General features: G+C 64.5%; 16 protein-coding genes. 8 read left to right on the top strand and 8 right to left on the bottom strand.

Going from position 1 to position 19,594, the window contains the following annotated elements; genetic code table 11:
• The first annotated feature begins 4 nt into the window (after positions 1 to 4).
• From lpdA to GR158_RS24075, 4 genes are read left to right on the top strand one after another with little or no spacing between them, the layout of a single operon-like run.
• The gene (lpdA, locus tag GR158_RS24090; RefSeq protein WP_160872918.1) at positions 5 to 1,414 is read left to right on the top strand and encodes a dihydrolipoyl dehydrogenase; all 1,410 of its coding nucleotides are present in this window, start codon (positions 5 to 7) and stop codon (positions 1,412 to 1,414) included.
• Positions 1,415 to 1,423: 9 nt separating this feature from the next.
• Complete coding sequence (gph, locus tag GR158_RS24085) at positions 1,424 to 2,107, top strand: phosphoglycolate phosphatase (protein ID WP_160872917.1); 684 nt, start codon at positions 1,424 to 1,426, stop codon at positions 2,105 to 2,107.
• A gap of 51 nt (positions 2,108 to 2,158) precedes the next feature.
• Positions 2,159 to 3,091, top strand: coding sequence for a sugar phosphate isomerase/epimerase (locus GR158_RS24080; RefSeq protein WP_160872916.1), 933 nt, complete (start codon positions 2,159 to 2,161; stop codon positions 3,089 to 3,091).
• A 14-nt stretch (positions 3,092 to 3,105) separates the two neighbouring features.
• Positions 3,106 to 3,870 (top strand): triose-phosphate isomerase, encoded by a 765-nt coding sequence (locus tag GR158_RS24075; RefSeq protein WP_160872915.1) that lies wholly within the window; start codon positions 3,106 to 3,108, stop codon positions 3,868 to 3,870.
• Between the two features lie 26 nt (positions 3,871 to 3,896).
• Here GR158_RS24075 and GR158_RS24070 read toward each other — a convergent pair whose 3' ends face one another.
• The 6 genes from GR158_RS24070 to pncB all read right to left on the bottom strand — a co-directional run bounded on the left by GR158_RS24070 (position 3,897) and on the right by pncB (position 10,837).
• Entirely contained in the window at positions 3,897 to 4,691 is a 795-nt protein-coding gene (locus tag GR158_RS24070; RefSeq protein WP_160872914.1) for a FadR/GntR family transcriptional regulator, read from the bottom strand.
• 58 nt (positions 4,692 to 4,749) lie between these two features.
• Positions 4,750 to 5,718 (bottom strand): galactofuranose ABC transporter, permease protein YjfF, encoded by a 969-nt coding sequence (gene yjfF, locus GR158_RS24065; protein ID WP_134651315.1) that lies wholly within the window; start codon positions 5,716 to 5,718, stop codon positions 4,750 to 4,752.
• Positions 5,715 to 6,740 carry an ABC transporter permease gene (locus tag GR158_RS24060; protein ID WP_160872913.1) on the bottom strand — a complete coding sequence of 342 codons (1,026 nt, stop codon included), beginning with the start codon at positions 6,738 to 6,740 and terminating at the stop codon, positions 5,715 to 5,717. The genes yjfF and GR158_RS24060 overlap by 4 nt, the downstream gene beginning before the upstream one ends.
• The gene (ytfR, locus tag GR158_RS24055) at positions 6,737 to 8,260 is read right to left on the bottom strand and encodes a galactofuranose ABC transporter, ATP-binding protein YtfR (RefSeq protein ID WP_160872912.1); all 1,524 of its coding nucleotides are present in this window, start codon (positions 8,258 to 8,260) and stop codon (positions 6,737 to 6,739) included. Before ytfR ends, GR158_RS24060 begins: the two co-directional genes overlap by 4 nt.
• 111 nt (positions 8,261 to 8,371) lie before the next feature.
• Positions 8,372 to 9,334 (bottom strand): galactofuranose ABC transporter, galactofuranose-binding protein YtfQ, encoded by a 963-nt coding sequence (ytfQ, locus tag GR158_RS24050; protein ID WP_134651309.1) that lies wholly within the window; start codon positions 9,332 to 9,334, stop codon positions 8,372 to 8,374.
• A gap of 198 nt (positions 9,335 to 9,532) precedes the next feature.
• Positions 9,533 to 10,837, bottom strand: coding sequence for a nicotinate phosphoribosyltransferase (gene pncB, locus GR158_RS24045; RefSeq protein ID WP_160872911.1), 1,305 nt, complete (start codon positions 10,835 to 10,837; stop codon positions 9,533 to 9,535).
• Positions 10,838 to 11,013: 176 nt separating this feature from the next.
• On the opposite strand from pncB, the gene GR158_RS24040 reads away from it, so the two are divergent.
• Together GR158_RS24040 and GR158_RS24035 are read left to right on the top strand one after the other, a co-directional pair.
• Positions 11,014 to 11,889 carry a hypothetical protein gene (locus GR158_RS24040; protein ID WP_202402431.1) on the top strand — a complete coding sequence of 292 codons (876 nt, stop codon included), beginning with the start codon at positions 11,014 to 11,016 and terminating at the stop codon, positions 11,887 to 11,889.
• The gene (locus GR158_RS24035) at positions 11,889 to 13,379 is read left to right on the top strand and encodes a hypothetical protein (RefSeq protein WP_160872910.1); all 1,491 of its coding nucleotides are present in this window, start codon (positions 11,889 to 11,891) and stop codon (positions 13,377 to 13,379) included. The genes GR158_RS24040 and GR158_RS24035 overlap by 1 nt, the downstream gene beginning before the upstream one ends.
• Here the strand turns inward: GR158_RS24035 and GR158_RS24030 are convergent.
• Complete coding sequence (locus GR158_RS24030) at positions 13,292 to 14,449, bottom strand: glycosyltransferase family 4 protein (RefSeq protein WP_160872909.1); 1,158 nt, start codon at positions 14,447 to 14,449, stop codon at positions 13,292 to 13,294. The two genes, GR158_RS24035 and GR158_RS24030, sit on opposite strands and share 88 nt — an antisense overlap.
• Complete coding sequence (locus GR158_RS24025) at positions 14,446 to 15,801, bottom strand: lipopolysaccharide biosynthesis protein (protein ID WP_160872908.1); 1,356 nt, start codon at positions 15,799 to 15,801, stop codon at positions 14,446 to 14,448. The genes GR158_RS24030 and GR158_RS24025 overlap by 4 nt, the downstream gene beginning before the upstream one ends.
• A 181-nt stretch (positions 15,802 to 15,982) precedes the next feature.
• Between GR158_RS24025 and GR158_RS24020 the strand changes: the two genes are divergently transcribed.
• Positions 15,983 to 18,043 (top strand): GumC family protein, encoded by a 2,061-nt coding sequence (locus GR158_RS24020; protein ID WP_160872907.1) that lies wholly within the window; start codon positions 15,983 to 15,985, stop codon positions 18,041 to 18,043.
• Positions 18,030 to 19,547, top strand: coding sequence for a hypothetical protein (locus GR158_RS24015; RefSeq protein WP_160872906.1), 1,518 nt, complete (start codon positions 18,030 to 18,032; stop codon positions 19,545 to 19,547). Before GR158_RS24020 ends, GR158_RS24015 begins: the two co-directional genes overlap by 14 nt.
• Positions 19,548 to 19,594 lie beyond the last annotated feature (47 nt).

The raw sequence follows: 19,594 nt of genomic DNA, 5'->3' as shown, positions 1-19,594 counted from the left end.
CCGCATGCCGGCCTATGATGTCATTGTGATCGGCGCGGGGCCGGGCGGCTATGTCGCGGCCATTCGTGCGGCGCAGCTGGGTCTGAGGACGGCGGTTGTCGAGCGCCGGCATCTCGGTGGCATCTGCCTGAACTGGGGCTGCATTCCCACGAAGTCGCTGCTCCATTCTGCAGCCCTTCTGGATGAGGCTCGTCATGCGGCATCCTTCGGCATTCGAAGCGAAACGCCCTCCGTCGATCTTCCCACTGTTGTCGCGCGCTCGCGCACGGTCGCGGGCCAGCTAAATACCGGTGTGCAGTTCCTGCTGCGCAAGAACAAGGTCGACGTGATCTGGGGTGCCGCCGAAATCCTGGCGCCCGGCATGGTGCGCGTCACGGCCGGTGAGGGCGAAGCGCCGAAGGGCACGCTTGCACCCGGCGATTACAATGCGGCACATATCGTCATCGCCACTGGCGCCTCCGAACGCCGCCTCCCGGGCATCGTTCCCGACGGCGAACGCATCTGGTCCTATCATCATGCGATGACGCCTGCGGTGCTGCCGGCTTCCATAGCAATTGTGGGTGGCGGCGCCATCGGCGTGGAGTTTGCCAGCCTCTACAATTCGCTCGGCGCGAAAGTGACGCTGATCGAGCGTCTGGCTCGTATCCTGCCGCAGGAAGACGCCGAGGTGGCCGAGCAGATGAGCAAATCCCTTCGCAAGCGGGGCATCGAGGTTTTGACCGGCGTTGAAATTTCGCAGGTGTCGTCCGATGTCACCGGTATGACCTTACGCTTCAACGATCCGACCGGGCCTCGCGAAATCACCGCCGAGAAACTTCTTTCCGCCGCTGGCGTCGTAGCCAATGTCGAGGGGCTCGGCCTGGAAGAACTCGGTGTCACCCTGCGCAACGGCACGATCGCCGCCGATGCGGCAGGCCGGACCAACATTGCCGGGCTTTACGCCATCGGCGACGTCGCGGGCCCGCCCATGCTGGCACACAAGGCCGAGCATGAGGGTGTGCGCTGTGTCGAGGCGATCGCGGGCCGTGGATTGCACGCTGGCATGGGGCCGGTCCCGTCCTGCATTTTCGCCGCGCCACAGGTCGCCTCTATTGGCCTGACGGAAGAGGCCGCTCTCCAAAAAGGGCTGGTCGTCGATATCGGACGCTTCGCTTTTCGCGGAAACGGCAAGGCGGTGACCATTGGCGAAACAGACGGTTTCGTCAAAGTCCTGTTCGACAAGGTGAGCGGTCGACTCGTCGGCGCGCACATGATCGGTCCTTCGGTCAGCGAACTCGTGCCGGTCTTTTCTCTCGCGCTGACCATGGGCGCGACGCGCGAGCATCTTCTCCACACGATATTTCCCCATCCCACGCTGTCGGAAGCGCTGCATGAGGCTACGCTGGCCTCCGATTCACGCGCGATTCACGCATAGAGGATGGACATGAGCAAAGGCACGATTGTTTTCGATCTCGATGGCACGCTGGTAGACAGCGTACCAGACCTGGCAGGTTCTCTCGACACGCTGATGGAAGAAAGGGGGCTGGCGCCGATCGGTGTCGAAACCGCGCGCCGGCTGATCGGCCACGGTATTCCGAACCTGGTGCGCCGGGCTTTGGCCGAACGCGGCGTCGAGTGGCAGGACGACACCGGCGCTGCCGCCGTCAAGCGCTTCACGGAGATCTACGGCGCACGCGTCGCGCAGGAGACGCGGCCCTATGCCGATGTCGAGACCGTGCTGGAGCAGCTTGCGGGTGAGGGCTGGCGGATGGCGGTCTGCACCAACAAGATGGAGCGCTTCGCCCGGCAGATCGTCGATCATCTCGGCCTCTCGCGCCACTTCGCGGTGGTGGCAGGGCCGGATACTTTCGGCGTCGGCAAGCCGGACCCCCGCCATCTGACGGAAACCGCGGCGGCGGCCGGTGGCGGGCATCCCGTCCTGTTCGTCGGCGATTCAGAGGTCGACATAGCAACCGGCAAGGCGGCCGGCGTGCCGGTGATCGCGCTGACCTACGGCTACACGAAAACGCCGCTGGACGATCTCGGCGCCGACCGGCTCATCGATACCTTCGCCGAACTGCCCGATGCCATCGCCTCGCTTCAGGCGGAGCAAGCGGCGGCAACCTGACATCCTGATGCCGGCCGGAGCCGGCACCGCACAACTCTTGGGGAGAAGAAAATGCCGCTGAGGCTGTCGCTCAACACCAATCCGCTGGTCAACCGGTTCGCCGACGTTGACGATCTCATCGAGACGATCGCAGAGCGAATCCGCATCGGCCACATCCAGCTGACCCCGGAGTTCATCAATCCATCCTGGCCGGCCTCCGTCATCACGCGTCGTGTTCGTGCCTTCCGCCGCGCACTGGACCGCACCGGCGTGCGGGTCACATCCGTCATGACGAGCACCTACGGCCGCCTAAACCATTTCGGCCATCCCGACCCCGATGTGCGCGCCTATTATCTCGAATGGTTCCGCACATTGGCAGACATTGCCGGAGAACTGGGTGCGGACGGCATGGGCTCACAGTTCGCGGTCTTCACGCAGAAGGATTACAACGACCAGGCGCGACGGCAGGAACTGATCGAAACCGTCCTCGATTGCTGGAAGGCCGTGGCGGAACAGGGCAAGGCGGCTGGGCTCAAATACGTCTTCTGGGAGCCGATGTCGGTTGGCCGTGAGTTTGGCCAGACGATTGCCGCCTGCCGCACGCTCGACCGGCGGCTCGCTAGCGCGGGTTTCGCCATACCGTTCCGCATGATCGTGGACATCGACCACGGCGACGTGACCTCCTCGAATCCGGATGATATCGACCCCTATGCCTGGGCGGCGGCGTTCCCGCAGGAATCACCGATCATCCATGTCAAGCAGTCCTCCATGAACAAGGGCGGGCACTGGCCCTTCACCGCCGAACACAACAAGGACGGCCGCATCCAGCCGGAGAAACTGATCCGTACCGTCAAGGAGGCCGGCGGCACGGACAACGAGATCTGCATGGAGCTGTCGTTTCGCGAACGCGAACCGACGGATGGCCGTGTCGTCGAGATGATCCGGGAATCGGTCGCCTATTGGGAACCGCATATCGACACCGGCATGAACGGTTTTCGCGGCTGAGGAAGGAAGAACACATGACAAAATCGCTCTGGGTCGGCACAAGCTGGAAAATGAACAAGACGCTTGCGGAGGCGTTGGCTTTCGCAGACGGCCTCAAGGCGGCGGATGGTGAACGCGCGCGGCATGTTCAACGCTTCATCCTGCCCGCATTCACTGCCATCAGGGAGGTAAAGAGCCGCCTTGCGCAGACCAGCGTGAAGGTCGGTGCGCAGAATATGCACTGGGATGACGGTGGGGCTTGGACCGGCGAGATCTCGCCGGTCATGCTGAAGGACTGCAATGCAGACCTTGTCGAGATCGGGCACAGCGAGCGTCGTGAGTTCTTCAACGAGACAGATGAGGCGGTTGGCCGCAAAACTGCGGCAGCGGTGCGCCACGGCCTGATCCCGCTCGTGTGCGTTGGCGAGACGCTTGCCGAACGAGAGGCTGGGCAGGCGGACGAAGTGCTGGCACGTCAGGTAACGGCGGCTCTAGCTTTGCTCACTCCGGCGGAAAAGCAGGTGCGAATCCTTATCGCCTATGAACCGGTATGGGCGATCGGAGTGAACGGCATCCCTGCGACGATGGACTATGCCAATGCCCGTCACGAGAGGATCAGCGCGGTCGTCGAAGAGACCATGGGCCGTCGTCTGCCGCTGCTATATGGTGGCAGCGTCAATCCGGCCAACTGCGCGGAACTCGTGTCGCAGGCCCATATCGACGGACTGTTCATCGGACGCTCGGCCTGGACTGTCGAAGGCTATCTGGACATCCTCAGGCGGGTTGCCAGCACAGTCTGAAGGGAAGAGTGGTCCCCCGCGCAGCGTCAGTCAGAACTCAATGCGGAAGCATCGTTTTCGCGATTCTCCTCCCTCGGCGCTGCGTGCATTGCGCCGAGTATGCGGTTGCGGCCAACGAGGATGACGTTTTCCATGGCCCGGCGTGCACCGTCCTCGTCCCGCCGCCGAATTTCCTCCACGATGCGGATATGGCTCGATGACACGTCGGTGATGCGGATATCGGCGGTTGCTGGCGAGCTCAGTTCGAAGACGCCGGCAAGAGCCGCCTCGATCAGGCTTCCCACCGTACGCATGAAGGGGTTGCGCGAGGCCTCCATGACGCTCAGATGAAAGCGCAGGTCGGCGATCGCCATCGTCTCGGGGGTGTGGCTGGGATCGCCCATGGCGACGGCCAGATGCATCATCTGGATGATATCGGCCTCGGAGGCATGGCGTGCGGCGAGGGCAGCCGCATGCGGCTCGAAGCCGAGCCTGATCTCGCTCAGGTGCAGGAGAAAATTCTCGTCGACGCCGACGGCGAAATGCCAGGTGAGGATATCGCCGTCAAAGAGGTTCCACTGGCTCTTCGGCGTCACGCGTGTGCCGATGCGGGCGCGGGGCACGACGAGGCCTTTGGCAGCCAGCGTCTTCATGGCCTCGCGCAGCACGGTTCTGGAAACCTCGAAGCGCGCCTCCAGTTCGGCGTCGCCGGGAAGGGTGGCGCCGACGGGGAACTCCCCGGCGATGATCGCCTTGCCGAGGGCGTTCACCACCTGCCAATGGCTTGTGCGCACACCCGCGCCCGTGATGACCGTATCCAGCACTCCCTTGCGGCGGACCATGTGCTATCCCCTTCTTTCGGGGTCGCCCTGCGCAATAGCCGCCGCCTTTTGTTTGACGTCAGGCATGGCGTCTCTTTCGATCGGACAGGAGGATCAGGGCCTTCTGCAGCAGGATGAATGCGAAGAGTAGCAGGCCGATGAGGATCTTGGTCCACCAGCTCGAAAGCGAGCCGTCGAACGTGATGTAGGTCTGGATCAGCCCCTGTATGAGGATGCCGATCAGCGTGCCCGCGACGAAGCCCGAGCCGCCCGTCAGCAGCGTGCCGCCGATAACCACGGCCGCAATGGCGTCAAGCTCCACGCCGACGGTCGCCAGCGAATAGCCGGCCGACGTGTAGAGCGAGAAGACGATGCCCGACAGGCCGGCGAGAAACCCCGACAGAGCGTAGATCAGGATGGTCGTGCGGCCGATCGGCACGCCCATGAGCCGCGCCGTGGCGGTGCCGCCGCCGAGCGCATAGACGTCGGCGCCGAAGCGGGTGCGGTGGGCGATCAGAATGCCGACAAGGAAAACAACGAGCATCAGCCCGCCGATCAGTGTCAGGCGCCCGCCACCGGGAAGCACATAATAGAAGCTCTTCAGTGTCGTATAGAACGGGTGCTTGATCGGGATCGAATCGATGGAAAGCACGAAGGCCATGCCGCGGGCGAGAAACATGCCCGCCAGCGTGACGATGAATGGCGGCATTTCCAGATGATGGATGATCGCGCCCATGATCGCGCCGAAGGCGGTGGTGATGATCAGCGCCAGGGCGAAGGCGACGAGCGGGTGGATCGCGGTCGATTGCAGCAGCACGGCGAGGAAGACGCCGGTGAACGCGATCACCGCGCCGATCGACAGGTCGATGCCGCCGGAGAGGATGACGAAGGTCATTCCGACGGCTGCAATGCCGAGGAAGGCGTTGTCCGTCAGCAGATTGCCGATCACCCGGGTCGACAGCATGTTGGGGTACTGTGCGATGCAGACGGCATAGGCGATGAGGAAGATCGCGACGGTCGCGGTGAGCGGAAGGTAACGCGGGTTCATTTCGCCTCCTGCCCCTTCGTGGGCTCGGTGGCGCGGGCGCGCGACAGCCAGATGAAGGCCGATTGCGCGCGCGGGGACTGGATGACCAGGATCAGCACGATGATCGCCGCCTTGATGATGAGGTTGAATTCCGGCGGGAAGCCCGAGAGCAGGATGCCGGTATTGATCGACTGGATGATCATCGCGCCGAGCAGCGAGGCGGCGATGCTGAAACGCCCCCCGAGCAGGGATGTGCCGCCGACGACCACCGCGAGGATGGCGTCGAGCTCGAGCCACAGGCCTGCATTGTTGGCGTCCGCGCCGCGGATATCCGCGGCGGCGATGATCCCGGCCAGGGCGGCGCAGAGGCCGGAGAGCATGTAGGCGGCGATGAGCAGGACACCGGTGGAGACACCGGAAAGGCGCGAGGCGCGGCGGTTGACACCAACGGCCTCGATCAGCATGCCGAGCGCCGTTCGCCGGACGAGCAGCGCGACGATCAGCCCGAAGCCCAGCCAGATGACAACAGGCATCGGCAGGCCCAACAGCGAGCCGCTGCCGATGAAGATCAGGCCCGGATGATTGAAGGTGAGGATCGCGCCTTCGGTGATGAGCTGCGCGATGCCGCGTCCCGCCACCATGAGCACCAGCGTCGCGATGATCGGCTGGATATCGAGCACGGCGACGAGCACCCCGTTCCACAGGCCGCACAGGACGCCTGTCGAGATCGTCACGACGAGCGTGAAGGCGAGCGAATGGCCAGCGGTGATGGAGGCGGCCGCGACCGCGCCGCAGATCGCCATGACCGCACCCACGGAAAGGTCGATGCCCTTTGTCGCGATCACCACCGTCATGCCGATGGCCAGTAGCGCGACCGGTGCGCCGCGGTTCAGGATATCGATGAGGCTGCCGTAGAGACGGTCGTTCTGGAACGACAGCTTGAAGAAGCCCGGGAAGGCGAGCGACACCATGAACAGGATGATGGCGAGCGCCGCGACCTGCGGAAACAGCCTGACGGCATAGGCCTTGAGCGTGCCCGTCATGCCGGCCTCCCTTCATGCGCGGAGGCGATCGCCTCGATGATGGCGTTCGTGGTGACCTCGTCACCCGCCAGCTCGGCCACATGTGCCCGGTCTCGCAGCACGAGGACGCGGCTCGAATAGGCGACCAGCTCTTCCAGTTCGGAGGATATGACGATCAGCGACATGCCATTCTCGCAGAGGGTCTCGATAAGGCGGATGATTTCCGCGTGGGCGCCGACATCAATGCCGCGCGTCGGCTCGTCCAGGATCAGGAATTCCGGATTGGTCGCCAGCCAGCGGGCCAGGATGGCCTTCTGCTGGTTTCCGCCGGACAGAAGCCGGATCGGCTTCTCACGGTCGCTCGTGCGGATGTCGAGTGCCTTGATGTAGTGGTCGGCCAGCCTGTCCTGCTCGCTTCGGCTGATCGGCCGTGCCCAGCCGCGCCGCGCCTGCAGCGCCAGCACGATGTTCTCGCGCACCGAGAGGTCGCCGACGATGCCATCGACCTTGCGGTCCTCGGGGCAGAAGCCGAACTTCTCGCGGATCGCCGCGCGCGGTGAGGAAAGATCGAGCGTGCGGCCGTCGGCCTGCGCCGTACCGCTGTCGGCACGTTCGGCGCCGAACAGGATTTCCGCCGTCTCCGTGCGGCCGGAGCCGAGCAGGCCGGCAATGCCGACGACCTCACCGGATGCGACGTCCAGGTCGAACGGCTGGATATGTCCCTTCCGGCCGAAGCTGCGGAAGCGGAAGCGCGCTTCGCCGGGCGCCTTCGTCTCGCTGTGCTTCGCTTCGCCGACTTCCTGCACGAGTTCGCGGCCGAGCATCATGGCGATGAGTTCGCGGCGCGGCAGCGCCGCGGTCTCGCGTGTGCCGACCAACTGGCCGTTGCGCAGAACGGTGATGCGGTCCGAGATCTCGTAGACCTGTTCGAGGAAGTGCGTGATGAAGATGATGCCGAGGCCGCGCTCCTTGAGGCGGCGCACGATGCGAAACAGCATCGCGACTTCGTGCGTGTCGAGGCTGGCCGTCGGTTCGTCGAGGATGAGCACCTTGCCCGAAAGATCGACGGCGCGGGCGATCGCAATGACCTGCTGGACGGCGACGGAGAAGGCTGAAAGCTCCGCCGTCACATCGATGTCGAGGTCGTATTCGGAAAGCAGGGCGCGGGCCTGCTTGTTCATCGCGCGCGCGTCGACGAGCCCGAAGCGGCGCGGCTGGCGTCCGAGGAACAGGTTTTCGGCAACCGTGAGGTTCGCCAGCAGGTTCACTTCCTGGTAGACCGTGCCGATGCCGAGCTTCTGCGCTTCCAGCGTGTTGTGCGGATCGACCTCGACGCCATCGAGCAGGATACGACCGCCATCGCGCCGGTAGGCGCCTGTCAGGCACTTGATGAGCGTGGATTTTCCGGCGCCGTTTTCACCCAGAAGGGCGTGGACCTCACCGCGCGCGAGCGAGAAATCGACGCCGTTGAGCGCCCTGGCACCCGGGAAGATCTTGTCGATCCCCGTCGCCGATAGAACATAGGAACTGACCGACTGCATGATCCCGACCCGTATGACAGAAACCGGCCGCAGCGTAACAAGACGCGCGTCGGCAGGCAAAGCGGTGGTGTGCGCCCGGCCGTTCGAGGCCGGGCGCAGGACCGATAGGGATTAGTAGCCGAGGCCCTTCTTTTCTTCGTAGACCTTCATCGGATCATCAGCCTGGGTGTAGAGCTTCGATTCCGTCTGGATCCACTTCGGCGGCTCCTTGCCGTCCTTGATGAAGGCATCGAGCGCGTCAAAGGCCGGGCCGGCCATGTTCGGCGTCAGTTCGACGGTGGCGTTCGCCTCGCCGGCGGCCATGGCCTGGAAGATATCCGGAACCGCGTCGATCGACACGACGAGAATATCGGTGCCCGGCTTCAGGCCGGCTTCCTTGATCGCCTGGATGGCGCCGACGGCCATGTCGTCATTGTGCGCGTAGACTGCACAGATGTTCTTGCCGCCGTCTTCGGCCTTCAGGAAGCTTTCCATGACTTCCTTGCCCTTGGTGCGGGTGAAGTCACCGGTCTGGCTGCGAACGATCTTCAGGTTGTCCTTGCCGGCAAGCGCTTCTTCGAAGCCCTTCTTGCGGTCGATGGCCGGCGAGGAGCCGGTCGTGCCCTGGAGTTCGACGACGTTGCACGGCTTGCCGGCAACCGTGTCGACCAGCCACTTACCGGCGACATTGCCTTCATGCACGAGGTCGGACGTGACGGCGGTCAGGTAGAGTTCCTTCGGCGCGTCGATGGTGCGGTCGAGCAGAACGACCGGGATGTTTGCGTCCTTGGCTTCCTGCAGCACCTCGTCCCAGCCGGTGGCGACGACAGGCGCGACCAGGATGGCATCGACGCCCTGCGCGATGAACGAGCGCAGGGCCTTGATCTGATTTTCCTGCTTCTGCTGGGCATCGGCGAACTTGAGGTCGATGCCGCGCTTTTCAGCCTGCTGCTTGGTCAGTGTGGTTTCTGCGGCGCGCCAGCCCGATTCGGAACCGATCTGCGAAAAGCCCACGGTCATCGCGGACGCGGAAGCCGCGCTGAAGACCGATGCAGCCAGAATCGTGGCACCTGCGAGTGCGAATTTGAACTTCATGATTTCCTCCCAAACAAAGCTGCTCCTCAGCAGCGTCGATAAAACATCATATTGTATTACTATTGTAAACCGGCAAATCCGCTTGCCGGCACTTTTTTCACGGAAGGGTAATCCGAATGGCGGGACATTCCCGGTAGACGCGCCAAGCGTTCCAGGGCGATAAGTGCCGGGCCGCAGTGATGCTTCTGGCGCGGTCGGCTAGACCTCGACTGGCCGCGCGGTCTGGCGGTCGATGCCGAAGACGCGGCGGTAGCGGTCGATCTCGGCCGGGTCGCCGGTCGCCTTGGCGGGATTGTCGGAAAGCTTCACGGCGGGACGGCCGTTGGCGCTTGTGACCTTGCAGACCAGGGAGATCGGGTCGAGCCCGGTTCCGCCGTCCGGATCGCAGCCGCGGAAATCGTTGGTGAGATTGGTGCCCCAGCCGAAGCTCATGCGCACCTTCCCGTGAAAATGCCGGTAGGTCTCCTCGATCGTATCGACATCCATGCCGTCGGAGAAGATCAGCAGCTTCTTGCGCGGATCGCGCCCCCTGGCGCGCCACCAGTCGATGATCTGCTCGCCGCCTTCGATCGGCGGCGCGCTGTCGGGGCGAAAACCGGTCCAGTCCGCGACCCAGTCGGGCGCGTTGGCGAGAAAGGCCGCGGTGCCGTAGGCGTCGGGCAGGGCGATCAGGAGATTGCCGTTATAATGCTGCCGCCAGTCCTCCAGAACCTGATAGGGGGCACGCGCGAGCGCCTCGTCGCCATCGGCCAGCGCGGCCGCGACCATCGGCAATTCATGCGCATTGGTGCCGATCGCCTCGAGGTCGGCATCCATGGCGAGAAGCACGTTCGACGTGCCGATGAAGCGATCCCCGAGCCCTTCCTTCAGGGCTTCCACGCACCAGCGTTGCCAGAGAAAGCCGTGCCGGCGCCGTGTGCCGAAGTCGGAAATGACGAGATCCGGCAGCTTTGCCAGCCGCTCAACCTTTTCCCACAGCCGCGCCTTGGCGCGGGCATAGAGGACATCGAGCGTGAAGCGGCCGCGCCCGCGCATCGCCGCGCGGGACTTCAGCTCATTGATGATGGCGAGCGCCGGGATTTCCCACATGGTCGTATGCGTCCACGGCCCGTCGAAATGCAGCTCGTACTGGCCGTCCACCTTGTGCAGGTCGTATTCCGGCAGGCGGAAATCGGCAAGCCAAGCGATGAAATCAGGTCCGAACATCCGCGCCTTGCCGTAGAAGCTGTTGCCGGCAAGCCAGATCAACTCCTTCTTGGTAAAGCGGATTTCACGGGCGTGATCGAGCTGCGCACGAAGCTCGCCTTCGTCGATGATGTCGGCGAGCCGCACGCTCTTCGTCCGGTTGATCAGTGAAAAGGTGGCGTAGACCTCGGGATACTGGCGGCGGATCATCTGGAGCATCAGGAGCTTGTAGAAATCCGTATCCAGCAGGCTGCGCACGATCGGATCGAGCCGGAAATTATGATCGTAGGTGCGGGTTGCGATGTCGGTAACGGCCATGCCGGCTCCTGAGAATGCTGCGTTAGACTGCGGCCAACCTTCCCGATCGGCAAAGGCATGGCAAGTGGGTGGAGATTGATGCGCATTCTTCCGGTTGTGTATTTGACTTGCAAATTTTCTTTTGGTTGTATTTTCGCATCATCCTCAACCGAAAGAATCACATCTTTGGAGGCTGCATGAGTGTGTTGGGTCCGCTTCCCGAAGGTCTCGCCTGCCGCCCGATCGAAGAGGCGGATTGGCCAGGCGTTATCGATTGCCTTCGGCGCGGATTTCCCGAGCGGTCGCAGCGCCATTGGGAGGGGGCGCTTGAACGCATGTCAGGCTGTGCCGCCGTGCAGGACCTGCCTCGCTACGGCTATCTCTTGGATTGCGAAGGCCGTGTCGTTGGCGTGCTGCTGGCTTTGTACTTTCGCCATCCCGGCGATGCCATTCGCTGCAACCTCTCGAGCTGGGCGGTGGACGAGCAGTTCCGCTCCTATGCGGGAAAGCTCATCATGACGGCAATGCGCCGCCGGGATGTCACCTTTCTGTCGATCACGCCGGCGCCCGTGACGCTGAAGGTGACAGAGGCATTGCGGTTCCGCCGTTTTGCTGAGGGGCAGCAGGCCTTTGTGCCACTCCTCAGCCGGGCGACGGGGGCGATCCGCGCGGTCGTTGCACGGCCGGGGCTCGCGGAACTCGACAGGCTGCCGGAAGAAGACCGCACCCTCCTGCTCGACCATGCCGCCCTCGGCTGCGATTCGATCGTCTGTCTGGACGGAGACGATGCTTACCCCTTCGTTCTCAAGCCGCGACGCGTGTTGCGCGGCCTCATTCCATGCAGCCAGGTCATCTACTGCCGCTCGCATGCGGATCTAAGCCGATGCGCCCATGCGCTCGGGCGTCATCTCGCGCGCAAGGGGCTGTTCTTCGCCGTTGTCGATGCCTGCGGACCCGTGCCGGGGCTGACGGGGCGCTATTTTGCCGGTGTTGGACCCAAATATGCGAAAGGGCCCAACCCACCCTGGCCGGGCGATCTCGCCTTCACGGAATTCGCGGTCTTCGACGCCTGATGAGCGGCCGGCGCCTTGCGATCGATGTCATTGTTCCGGCCCGCGGCGCGCAGTACTGGCATGAAGTCCTGATCTCGCGCCTGACGGCGGCCGGGCATGCGGTGGCTGTCGCCCTTGATCCCGTTGCGGACGGGTGGCCGGCTTGGGCGAACGGTACGCTTGCACTCGAACGTCGGCTTTTCCGTCGATGCGCGCAGGCGCTGGCATCACCGATCGAACCGCCTATGTCCGGCGCTCCGCATGTCGCGGCGAACCTGCGCGTCGATCTTGCCGGACATGCACCGGTGCGGGACGCGCCAACCCTCGCATTGCGGTTTGATGGCACATACGACGCTCGCGCCGTCCCGGCGCTGGTTGCGGCAGGCCGGCTACCGGTGCTGGACGTGGTGCTCGATGGCGCGCACGTCGTCGGCAGGGCCTGGCCGATGATCGACCGGCGCGAAGCCGCGTCGCTTGGGGTGGAGGATGTTCTTGCCCGAGCGATAACGGCGCTGGTGTCGGCGGTGGAGGCGTTTGCAGCAGACCGGCTCGACCGGCTCGAAGCCATCGCCCCGCTCCAAGCAGACCATCGGTTTCTGCCTGCTTATCTGACGAGCGCCCTGCCGCGCCTTGGCCGGGAGGCCTGGCGGCGGCTTCGCTTCCGGCAGGCGCACTGGCAGGTCGGCTATCGTTTCCATCACGGCCCCGGCGTGGCCGATACCGGCAGGCTCGGGACTGGATGGACCTTGCTTGCGGATGCCGGAGATCGCTTTTATGCCGATCCCTTCATCTTCCATTGGCAGGACCGCGCCTTCCTCTTCGTCGAGGATTATCTGCACGCAGCCGGCAAGGCGGTGATTTCAGTCGTGCCGTTCAACGCGGCCGGCATTCCACAGTCGGCCCGTGTGGTTCTGGAAGAACCGCACCACCTGTCCTATCCCCAGGTGTTCACGCGGGACGGGGCGATCTGGATGCTGCCGGAGGCGAGCACCAGCGGGAAGCTCACCCTTTACCGCGCCGAGGCCTTCCCGGATCGCTGGCGGGCGGAGGCTGTTCTCGCCGAAGGCGAGATATCCGACGCGACACTGCTCGCACACGACGGACGGCTGTGGCTTTTCGCAACGGACAGGGACGGCTTCGGCAGCACATCCGATACGCTCGTGGTTTTCGAGGCCGAGGCGCTTGCCGGCCCCTGGCGGCCGCACCGGCTGAACCCGATCCTGATCGATCGCCGGCGGGCGCGGCCGGGCGGCGCTTTCGTGCGCGACCGGGCGGGGCGGATATTCCTGCCGGTTCAGGATGGCACGCTGGGCTATGGCGGGGGGCTGGGATTGTCGGAACTGCTCTTACTCGACAGCGATACCGTTCATCTTTCACCACCACGCCCCATCGTCGCCGACGGGGATTGGCCCTATCCACGCATTCACACGCTCAACCGCTCCGGGCCGCTCGAGGTGATCGACGGGATCGTGCCGGTTCGAAAGCCGTTGTTCGAAAACAAGGCTTCATAGGCTGCGCACATGGCTGCGGGCGAATATTGTTCCCGCAACTGGCGCCCGGCCCTCGCAAGCGTCGCAGCGAGTGCGGGATTTGCGAAGACCTGCGCAAGGCCGGCCGCGATTCCATCGGCATCCGGCGGCACGAACAGGGCAGCCGGGCGTCCATCGGCTGTGGTCAGGACCTCGCGCAGCACGTCCAGGTCGCTCGACACGATCGGCAGCCCGGCTATGGCAGCTTCCACGACCGCAAGGCCAAACGTCTCCGTCGTCGATGAAAAGGCATAGACATCGCCCGCCGCGAGAAAGTCGTGGATGCCAGCAGGGGAGAGTTCGCCGACGAGATGGAGGCGGTTTTGCACATCGAGCCGCGCGGCAAGCGCGAGGAGCATTTCCTTCTCCGGGCCCGTGCCGGCGATGGCAAGATGCACGTCCGGAAGCATCGCCAGCGCCCCCACGAGAGCGGTGTGGTTCTTCGACGGCGCCAGCCGGCCGCTCGAGATCGCGAGCGGAACGCCAATTGGCAGTCCGAACGCCGCGCGCGCCCGCTTCCTGGGCGGCAGCCGCGCCGGCGCGGGCACACCATGATCGATTCGTTTCAGGCGCTTGCGATAGGCAGCGGGAAAGGCGGCGAACTGTGCTTCGGTCCAGGCGGAGTTCACGATGTTGACGTGATACATACCGGCCATGCCCATGAGCTTGTCGACCTGCGTGAGCAAGCCACGCAGACCGCGGGCCTGGGGTGCGCCGCTCTGGTTGGCGACGATGGCCCCTACACCGCAGAGCCGAGCGGCAAGCGTTCCGGCGATATTGCCGTAATGCTGGAAGGACACGACGGCATCGGGCCTGATCTTGCGCACGTGGTCGATGAGGCCGAGCACCGCCAGCACCTGCTCAAGCACACCACGCGGCGGGTGCATGAGGATGAAGTCGGCATGGGGATCGCGGTCATAGACGGCGGTCTTGCGATACAGGAAGACCGTGCGGACGTCATGGCCGCGGGCTCGAAGCCCTTCGCCCACCATATCGGAAATGCGTTGCGCGCCGGCGGCTTCCGCCTGCGTCTGAACCTGGAGGATTTTCATGGCCGGCCTTTCTGGGTTGTGCGGAGGGCGAGGTGCCGCCGTCCTGAGAGGAAACCGAGGATGGAGGGATCGACGCCGATCTTGCGGCGGGTGATGGCGGCGCCGGCGAGGCACCAAAGCGCCGTCGTGCCGGCCATGCCGATCGCAGCACCCGTCGGTCCGTGGATGAGGGCAAGCGCGGCGGTCGCCGCAAGCCCAATGCCGTTCGCGACGACGAGCGTGCGAAAGAGTTCGCGTTGCAGGCCCGTCAGCTGCATGGTGAGTTCCGTTGGCCCGCAGGCGGTGCCGACGAGCACGCCGAGCCCGAGAATGACCAGCACGCCATGCATGGCCGGGGTGGCGTAGGCGGGATCGAAGAGCGCCAGTATCGGGCTGCCTGCGACGACGAGCGCCACAAGCACGGCGAGTGCGGCGGCAAAGCCGGTCATGGCGACGAGGCCGGTTATGCGCTGCACATGGACCCGGTCGCCGGCATGGAAAGCGGCGGAGATCTGCGGTGCGGCCGCCTGGTTGATGCCGTTCAGCGCAAGTGCCGCAAGGCGCGTGATGCGATCGGCCACGAAGACCGCGCCTGCCGTTTCCGGGCCGAGCAGCGCTGCGACGACGAGCGTGCTTGCCTGCCCAAGGGCCGGCGGCAGGGCGGTGACGCCCCACAAGCCCAGAGACACGGCGCGGAATTCAGCGGCCTCTCCGGCGCTGAGAGGGGTTTGCGGCACCTGCAGCGTGTCACGCAGCAATGTCACCGTCTGGGGCAGGACGCTGGCAATGAGCAGCAGGGCGGTCAGCCAGAGGGCGGTGACCGCGGTCATGTCCGTCGCGAGGCGCCCGGCGATGACAAAGACGAAGATGCTCAGGACGCGCCAGACGACGTCCCGTGGCAGCAGGCTGCTGACGACGGCGCCTTTTGCACGCATGGCGCAGGCGCTGAATTCCGACCAGCCGAGTGCCGCCGCAAGAAGGGCGGTCGCCGCCATGATCGCCGGCCATTCGGGGCCAGGCGAGAGCGGAAGCGCGCTTGCCGCCAGAACCACGAGAGCCGCGACGGCGACGGCGGCCGCCGTGATGCGGATGGACAGAGCCATCATTGTGTTGGCGCGGCCGTCGTCATGGCTTCCGGCATATTGCGGCCAAAAGCGCAGGACGGCGGCATGCTGGCCGGCGAGCGAGAAAAAGGAGACGAGGCTTGCGCCGGCATAGGCGGTGCTGAACAGGCCGAACTGACGCTCGTCCATGGTGGCGGCGACAACGACGAAAACCGTGAAGGTGAGGGCGGCGCTCGCGAGCTTCACCACGCCTGCGGCCACGCCCTTGCCGGCGAGCACATGGAGGGAAAGCATCGGGCGCTGGCTCATCGTCTATCCTTCGGTTGTATGTCTTTAAGAAATCCCTTAATGCGTGTGTTTAGGAATAACACAACCCATGAGGAACAGTTCAAAAAGATACACCTTATGGTTACTTTCTGCGGTTACGGTAACCTTGGGTAGTGGTTGACGGCGCGGCTTATGCTCGCCCCGGTTCACATGGACGGCAGGGATGACTGCACTTGCATCGGCCGGGAGTTTTCTCCCGCCATTGTTCGACGTCGGAGACCTCTGGGCGCGCCTTTGGCGCGGGCGCTGGCGGGTGTTGTTCTGTGTGGGCGCCGCTCTTTCGCTGGCGCTGCTTTATCTTGCCGTGACGACGCCGACCTATACGGCGACGGCGTCCCTGCTCGTCGACCCGCGAGATGCGCGCTCCACCCAGTTCGAGACGGTTCTGCCCGGTATCGGCGCCGACAGCGCAGCCGTCGCAAGCCAGGTCTTCGTCATCGAGTCGCGGGATCTGCTGATGCGCGTGTTCGAAAGCCAGCGCATCGCGCAGGATCCGGAATTCTCAGATCCCGGCATCCTCTCCTTCCTGACGGGGGCAGGCGGCCGCGAACGGGATGCCATCTTCCGCCGTTTCGAAAAGCGCGTGTCCGTGGAACGCGCAGGATTGACCTATGTCATCAAGGTCAGCTTCAAGTCCCGCTCCGCACAGAAGGCAGCCGCAATCGCCAATGCGATCGTGGCACGTTACACCGCGGGTCTTGCCGGCGAGCGCGAGAACGCCAATGACGACGTCAATGCACGCCTGAAGGGAAGGCTTTCCAACCTCCAGCGCAATGTCGCCGAAGCGGAGCGTGCCGTGGCCGATTTCAAGGTTCGGCACGAGCTTCTCGATCCCGCGGCCGGCGGCACGCTGCAATCGCAGATCGACCAGCTCACCACGCAGGTGATCGACGCGCGGGCCAAGGCCGATGCCGCGCGGGGGCGCTACGAACAGGCGGTCGCGGCTGAGCGGGCGCAGCCGGGCGCGGCAAGGCTTTCGGAAATCGTCTCGTCGGTCGCTCTGGACGGACTGCGCGCCGATTACAACCAGCGCGCCGCGGCCATCGCCAATGCCGATACGGTCTATCAGCCTCATCATCCGACCGTGCGCCGCCTCCGATCGGAACTGTCCCGGACCAAGGCGTTGATGACCGCCGAAGCCGGGCGCATCACGCGCGAGCTGAAAGCGAAGCAGGACCTGGCCGACGACGCCGTCCGGGTTCTTGAAACCAAGCTCGTCGAGATGCGCGCCAAGTCGCAGGCGGCCGATGCGGCGCGTGTGGAACTGCGCCGGCTGGAAGCAAAGGCAGAGGCGGCCCGCACAGTGCTGGACGATGTGCTGAAACGGACGGAGGAGACCGCACAGATGCGGGGTCTCCAGCTGTCCGAGGCAAGGGTGATCGGCGTTGCGTCGCCGCCCGTCCAGCCGTCCTGGCCCACACCCGCGCTTATCCTGCCGGTCAGCGCCGCCATCGGCTTCCTTGCGGGGTGTGGGCTTGCCGTGGCAGGCGGATCCGTCCCGTCGGGCCGCGCCGAAGACAAGCCGGTGGATATGCGCACGCACCGATCGCTCTCAGGCAGCCAGGCCGTGCCCGTCCATCTCGGCCACTATGAACTTCCGGGTTTGCCGGGATCGAGTATCCCCGCCCGCATCCGCGCCATGAGGCGGCGGCTTCTCCAGCCCGCCGGAGCCGTCTTTTCCAGAAGCACGCTCCAGCTCATCCGGCGTATCGTCGCTCGTCTCGAAGAGCATCCGGCGCCCTACACGCTGCTGGTCTCCTCCGTGAACAGTCCATCGGAAGCGCAACTGACAGGCGCGATGATCGGTCTTGGGCTACAGCAAGCGGGCCAGAAGGTCCTCATCGTCGAGTTCGTGAAACACGGACGCTCCGGTTCGGTCATGGCCGGGGTATCCGTCAACGGGGCAAGCGGCCTGCCGACCATCGTGCGGCAGCTTGCCCCGGGCACGGATGGCAGGCCCTTCATGCTTGAGGATCATCTCGCCGACGGCTTCGATTTTATCCTGTTGCTCGCGCCGCCGATTGATTTTCATGGATGGGAAACGGCTTTTTTCGCTTCCGCCGATCTGATGCTGTTCACCTTCACGCCGGCGGATGCCGGTGCACGGATGCGCGACCAGCTGCGCCACAAACTTCGAGACGATGACGTGAAACGAAGTGCGACCCTTATCGTCGCCGTCGATGATGATCCCGCCATCAAAGATCGATCTGATGGCCAAGGTTGAAATCGCGGCTCCGGCCTCCCTTCAGCCTCATGCGCTCGGGCCGGTCGTCGAGCCGGCCGACGGCGCCTTTCATCTCTTCCTGGCCCTCATGACGATCATCGTCGCAGTGGCGTCGTTCGCCGTATGGACGCCCTTCGGCGTCGTCGCCACGGGTCTCCTGACGGCCGTTCTTGCCATTGCCGTGCCACCGGCGCTGCCGGCGGTCATCGCCTGCGCGTTCCTGTTTCAAAATCTCGTCGTCGCGTGGTTCACCCCGTTCGTGCCTGATGACGGCACGTTCGATGCATTGCGCGGCGCCAACTTCGTCATCCTGATGACGGGCTTCGGCCTCTTTGTGCTGGCGGCGTTCTCGTCCCGGATTCGTTCAGTGCCGGGGCTGCGACCATGGCTGGTCATGACCTTCGTTCTTTGCCTTGTGATCTTGCTTTATCTTTTGCTCGGCGCGGTCCGTGGCGAGCCGCGGGATGCGATCGTTTACTTCCGAAACACGATCACCCCGATCGCCTGCTTTCACATCGCGATCGTTGCCGCCACGCTCTACCGCGTGGACCTGCGGTTGCCGATGATCTGCCTTTGCATCGTCGCGATGGCCTACGGCTATCTCGAGCAGGTCTTTCGCATGGATTTCCTCGGGCTCTTTCATGGCGATCTCTATGTCCAGCGGGGCCTCAAGGCGCAGATCGAGGCGGGGGTCTGGGAGAAGACCCTGCGGGAGACGGGTTTCGTGCTACGGGGGCTGGAAGACACCATGACGGCAACCTTCTTCAACACCGCCCTGTTCGGCGATGCGCTGCCGCGGATCTTCCGCAATGCCGGGCCGAATTTCCATCCGATCAGCTATGCCTATGCTCTCAGCCTCTCATCCGCCTGGCTGCTTTTCCGGGGGCATCGCGCGCTGCCGCTTGCCGCCTTTCCGCTTCTGTTACTGATCGGCTCCAAGGGAGCGGCCTTCCTGCTGTGCGTGGCACTGATAAGTCGCCTTCTCTGGCGAGCGTCCAGCCTCCGCCTGACGCTCGCCGTCGTCCTTTCGCTTGCCACAGCGTGGACGCTCGCCGCCACCGTCTATGGTGCGCGCCATGGTGATTACCATGTGCTCGGGTTCTTTGCGGGCATCCGCGATTTTCTGGGAAACCCGCTCGGGCAGGGGCTCGGCATCGGCGGCAATCTCTCAAGCGACGGCGCCAATCTGGACTGGGACCGTGCGCAGGGGGAGGGCATCTCGGCGGTTCCAGTCGAAAGCGCGGTGGGCGTGATGCTTTCGCAGATGGGGATCGGCAGCCTCGCCTTCTTCGGCTTCCTGGCCGGCATAGTCGTCGCCGCCGGCCGCCGGCTGTCGGAGACGGGGGAGCCCGATTTCCTCTTCGCCTTCGTCGCCGTCGTTACGATCTGCGCGAATGCCGTGCTGCAGGAAGAGGCGTTCTACGCGCCGTTGGCGCTCGGCTTCTGCCTGCTGCTGGTCGGCGTTTCCTTCGGCACGCATATCCGCGAGCGGCGGAGGTCGTGAAGGGAAGGAGGGTACGGCCTGCCTGTCGCGAGCCGTACCACTACAGC

This window comes from Shinella sp. AETb1-6, assembly GCF_009826875.1.
GTDB classification, from domain to species: Bacteria; Pseudomonadota; Alphaproteobacteria; order Rhizobiales; family Rhizobiaceae; genus Shinella; species Shinella sumterensis.
The sequence above is the reverse complement of the archived record's forward strand: the minus strand, read 5'-3'. Positions and strand labels throughout refer to the sequence as shown.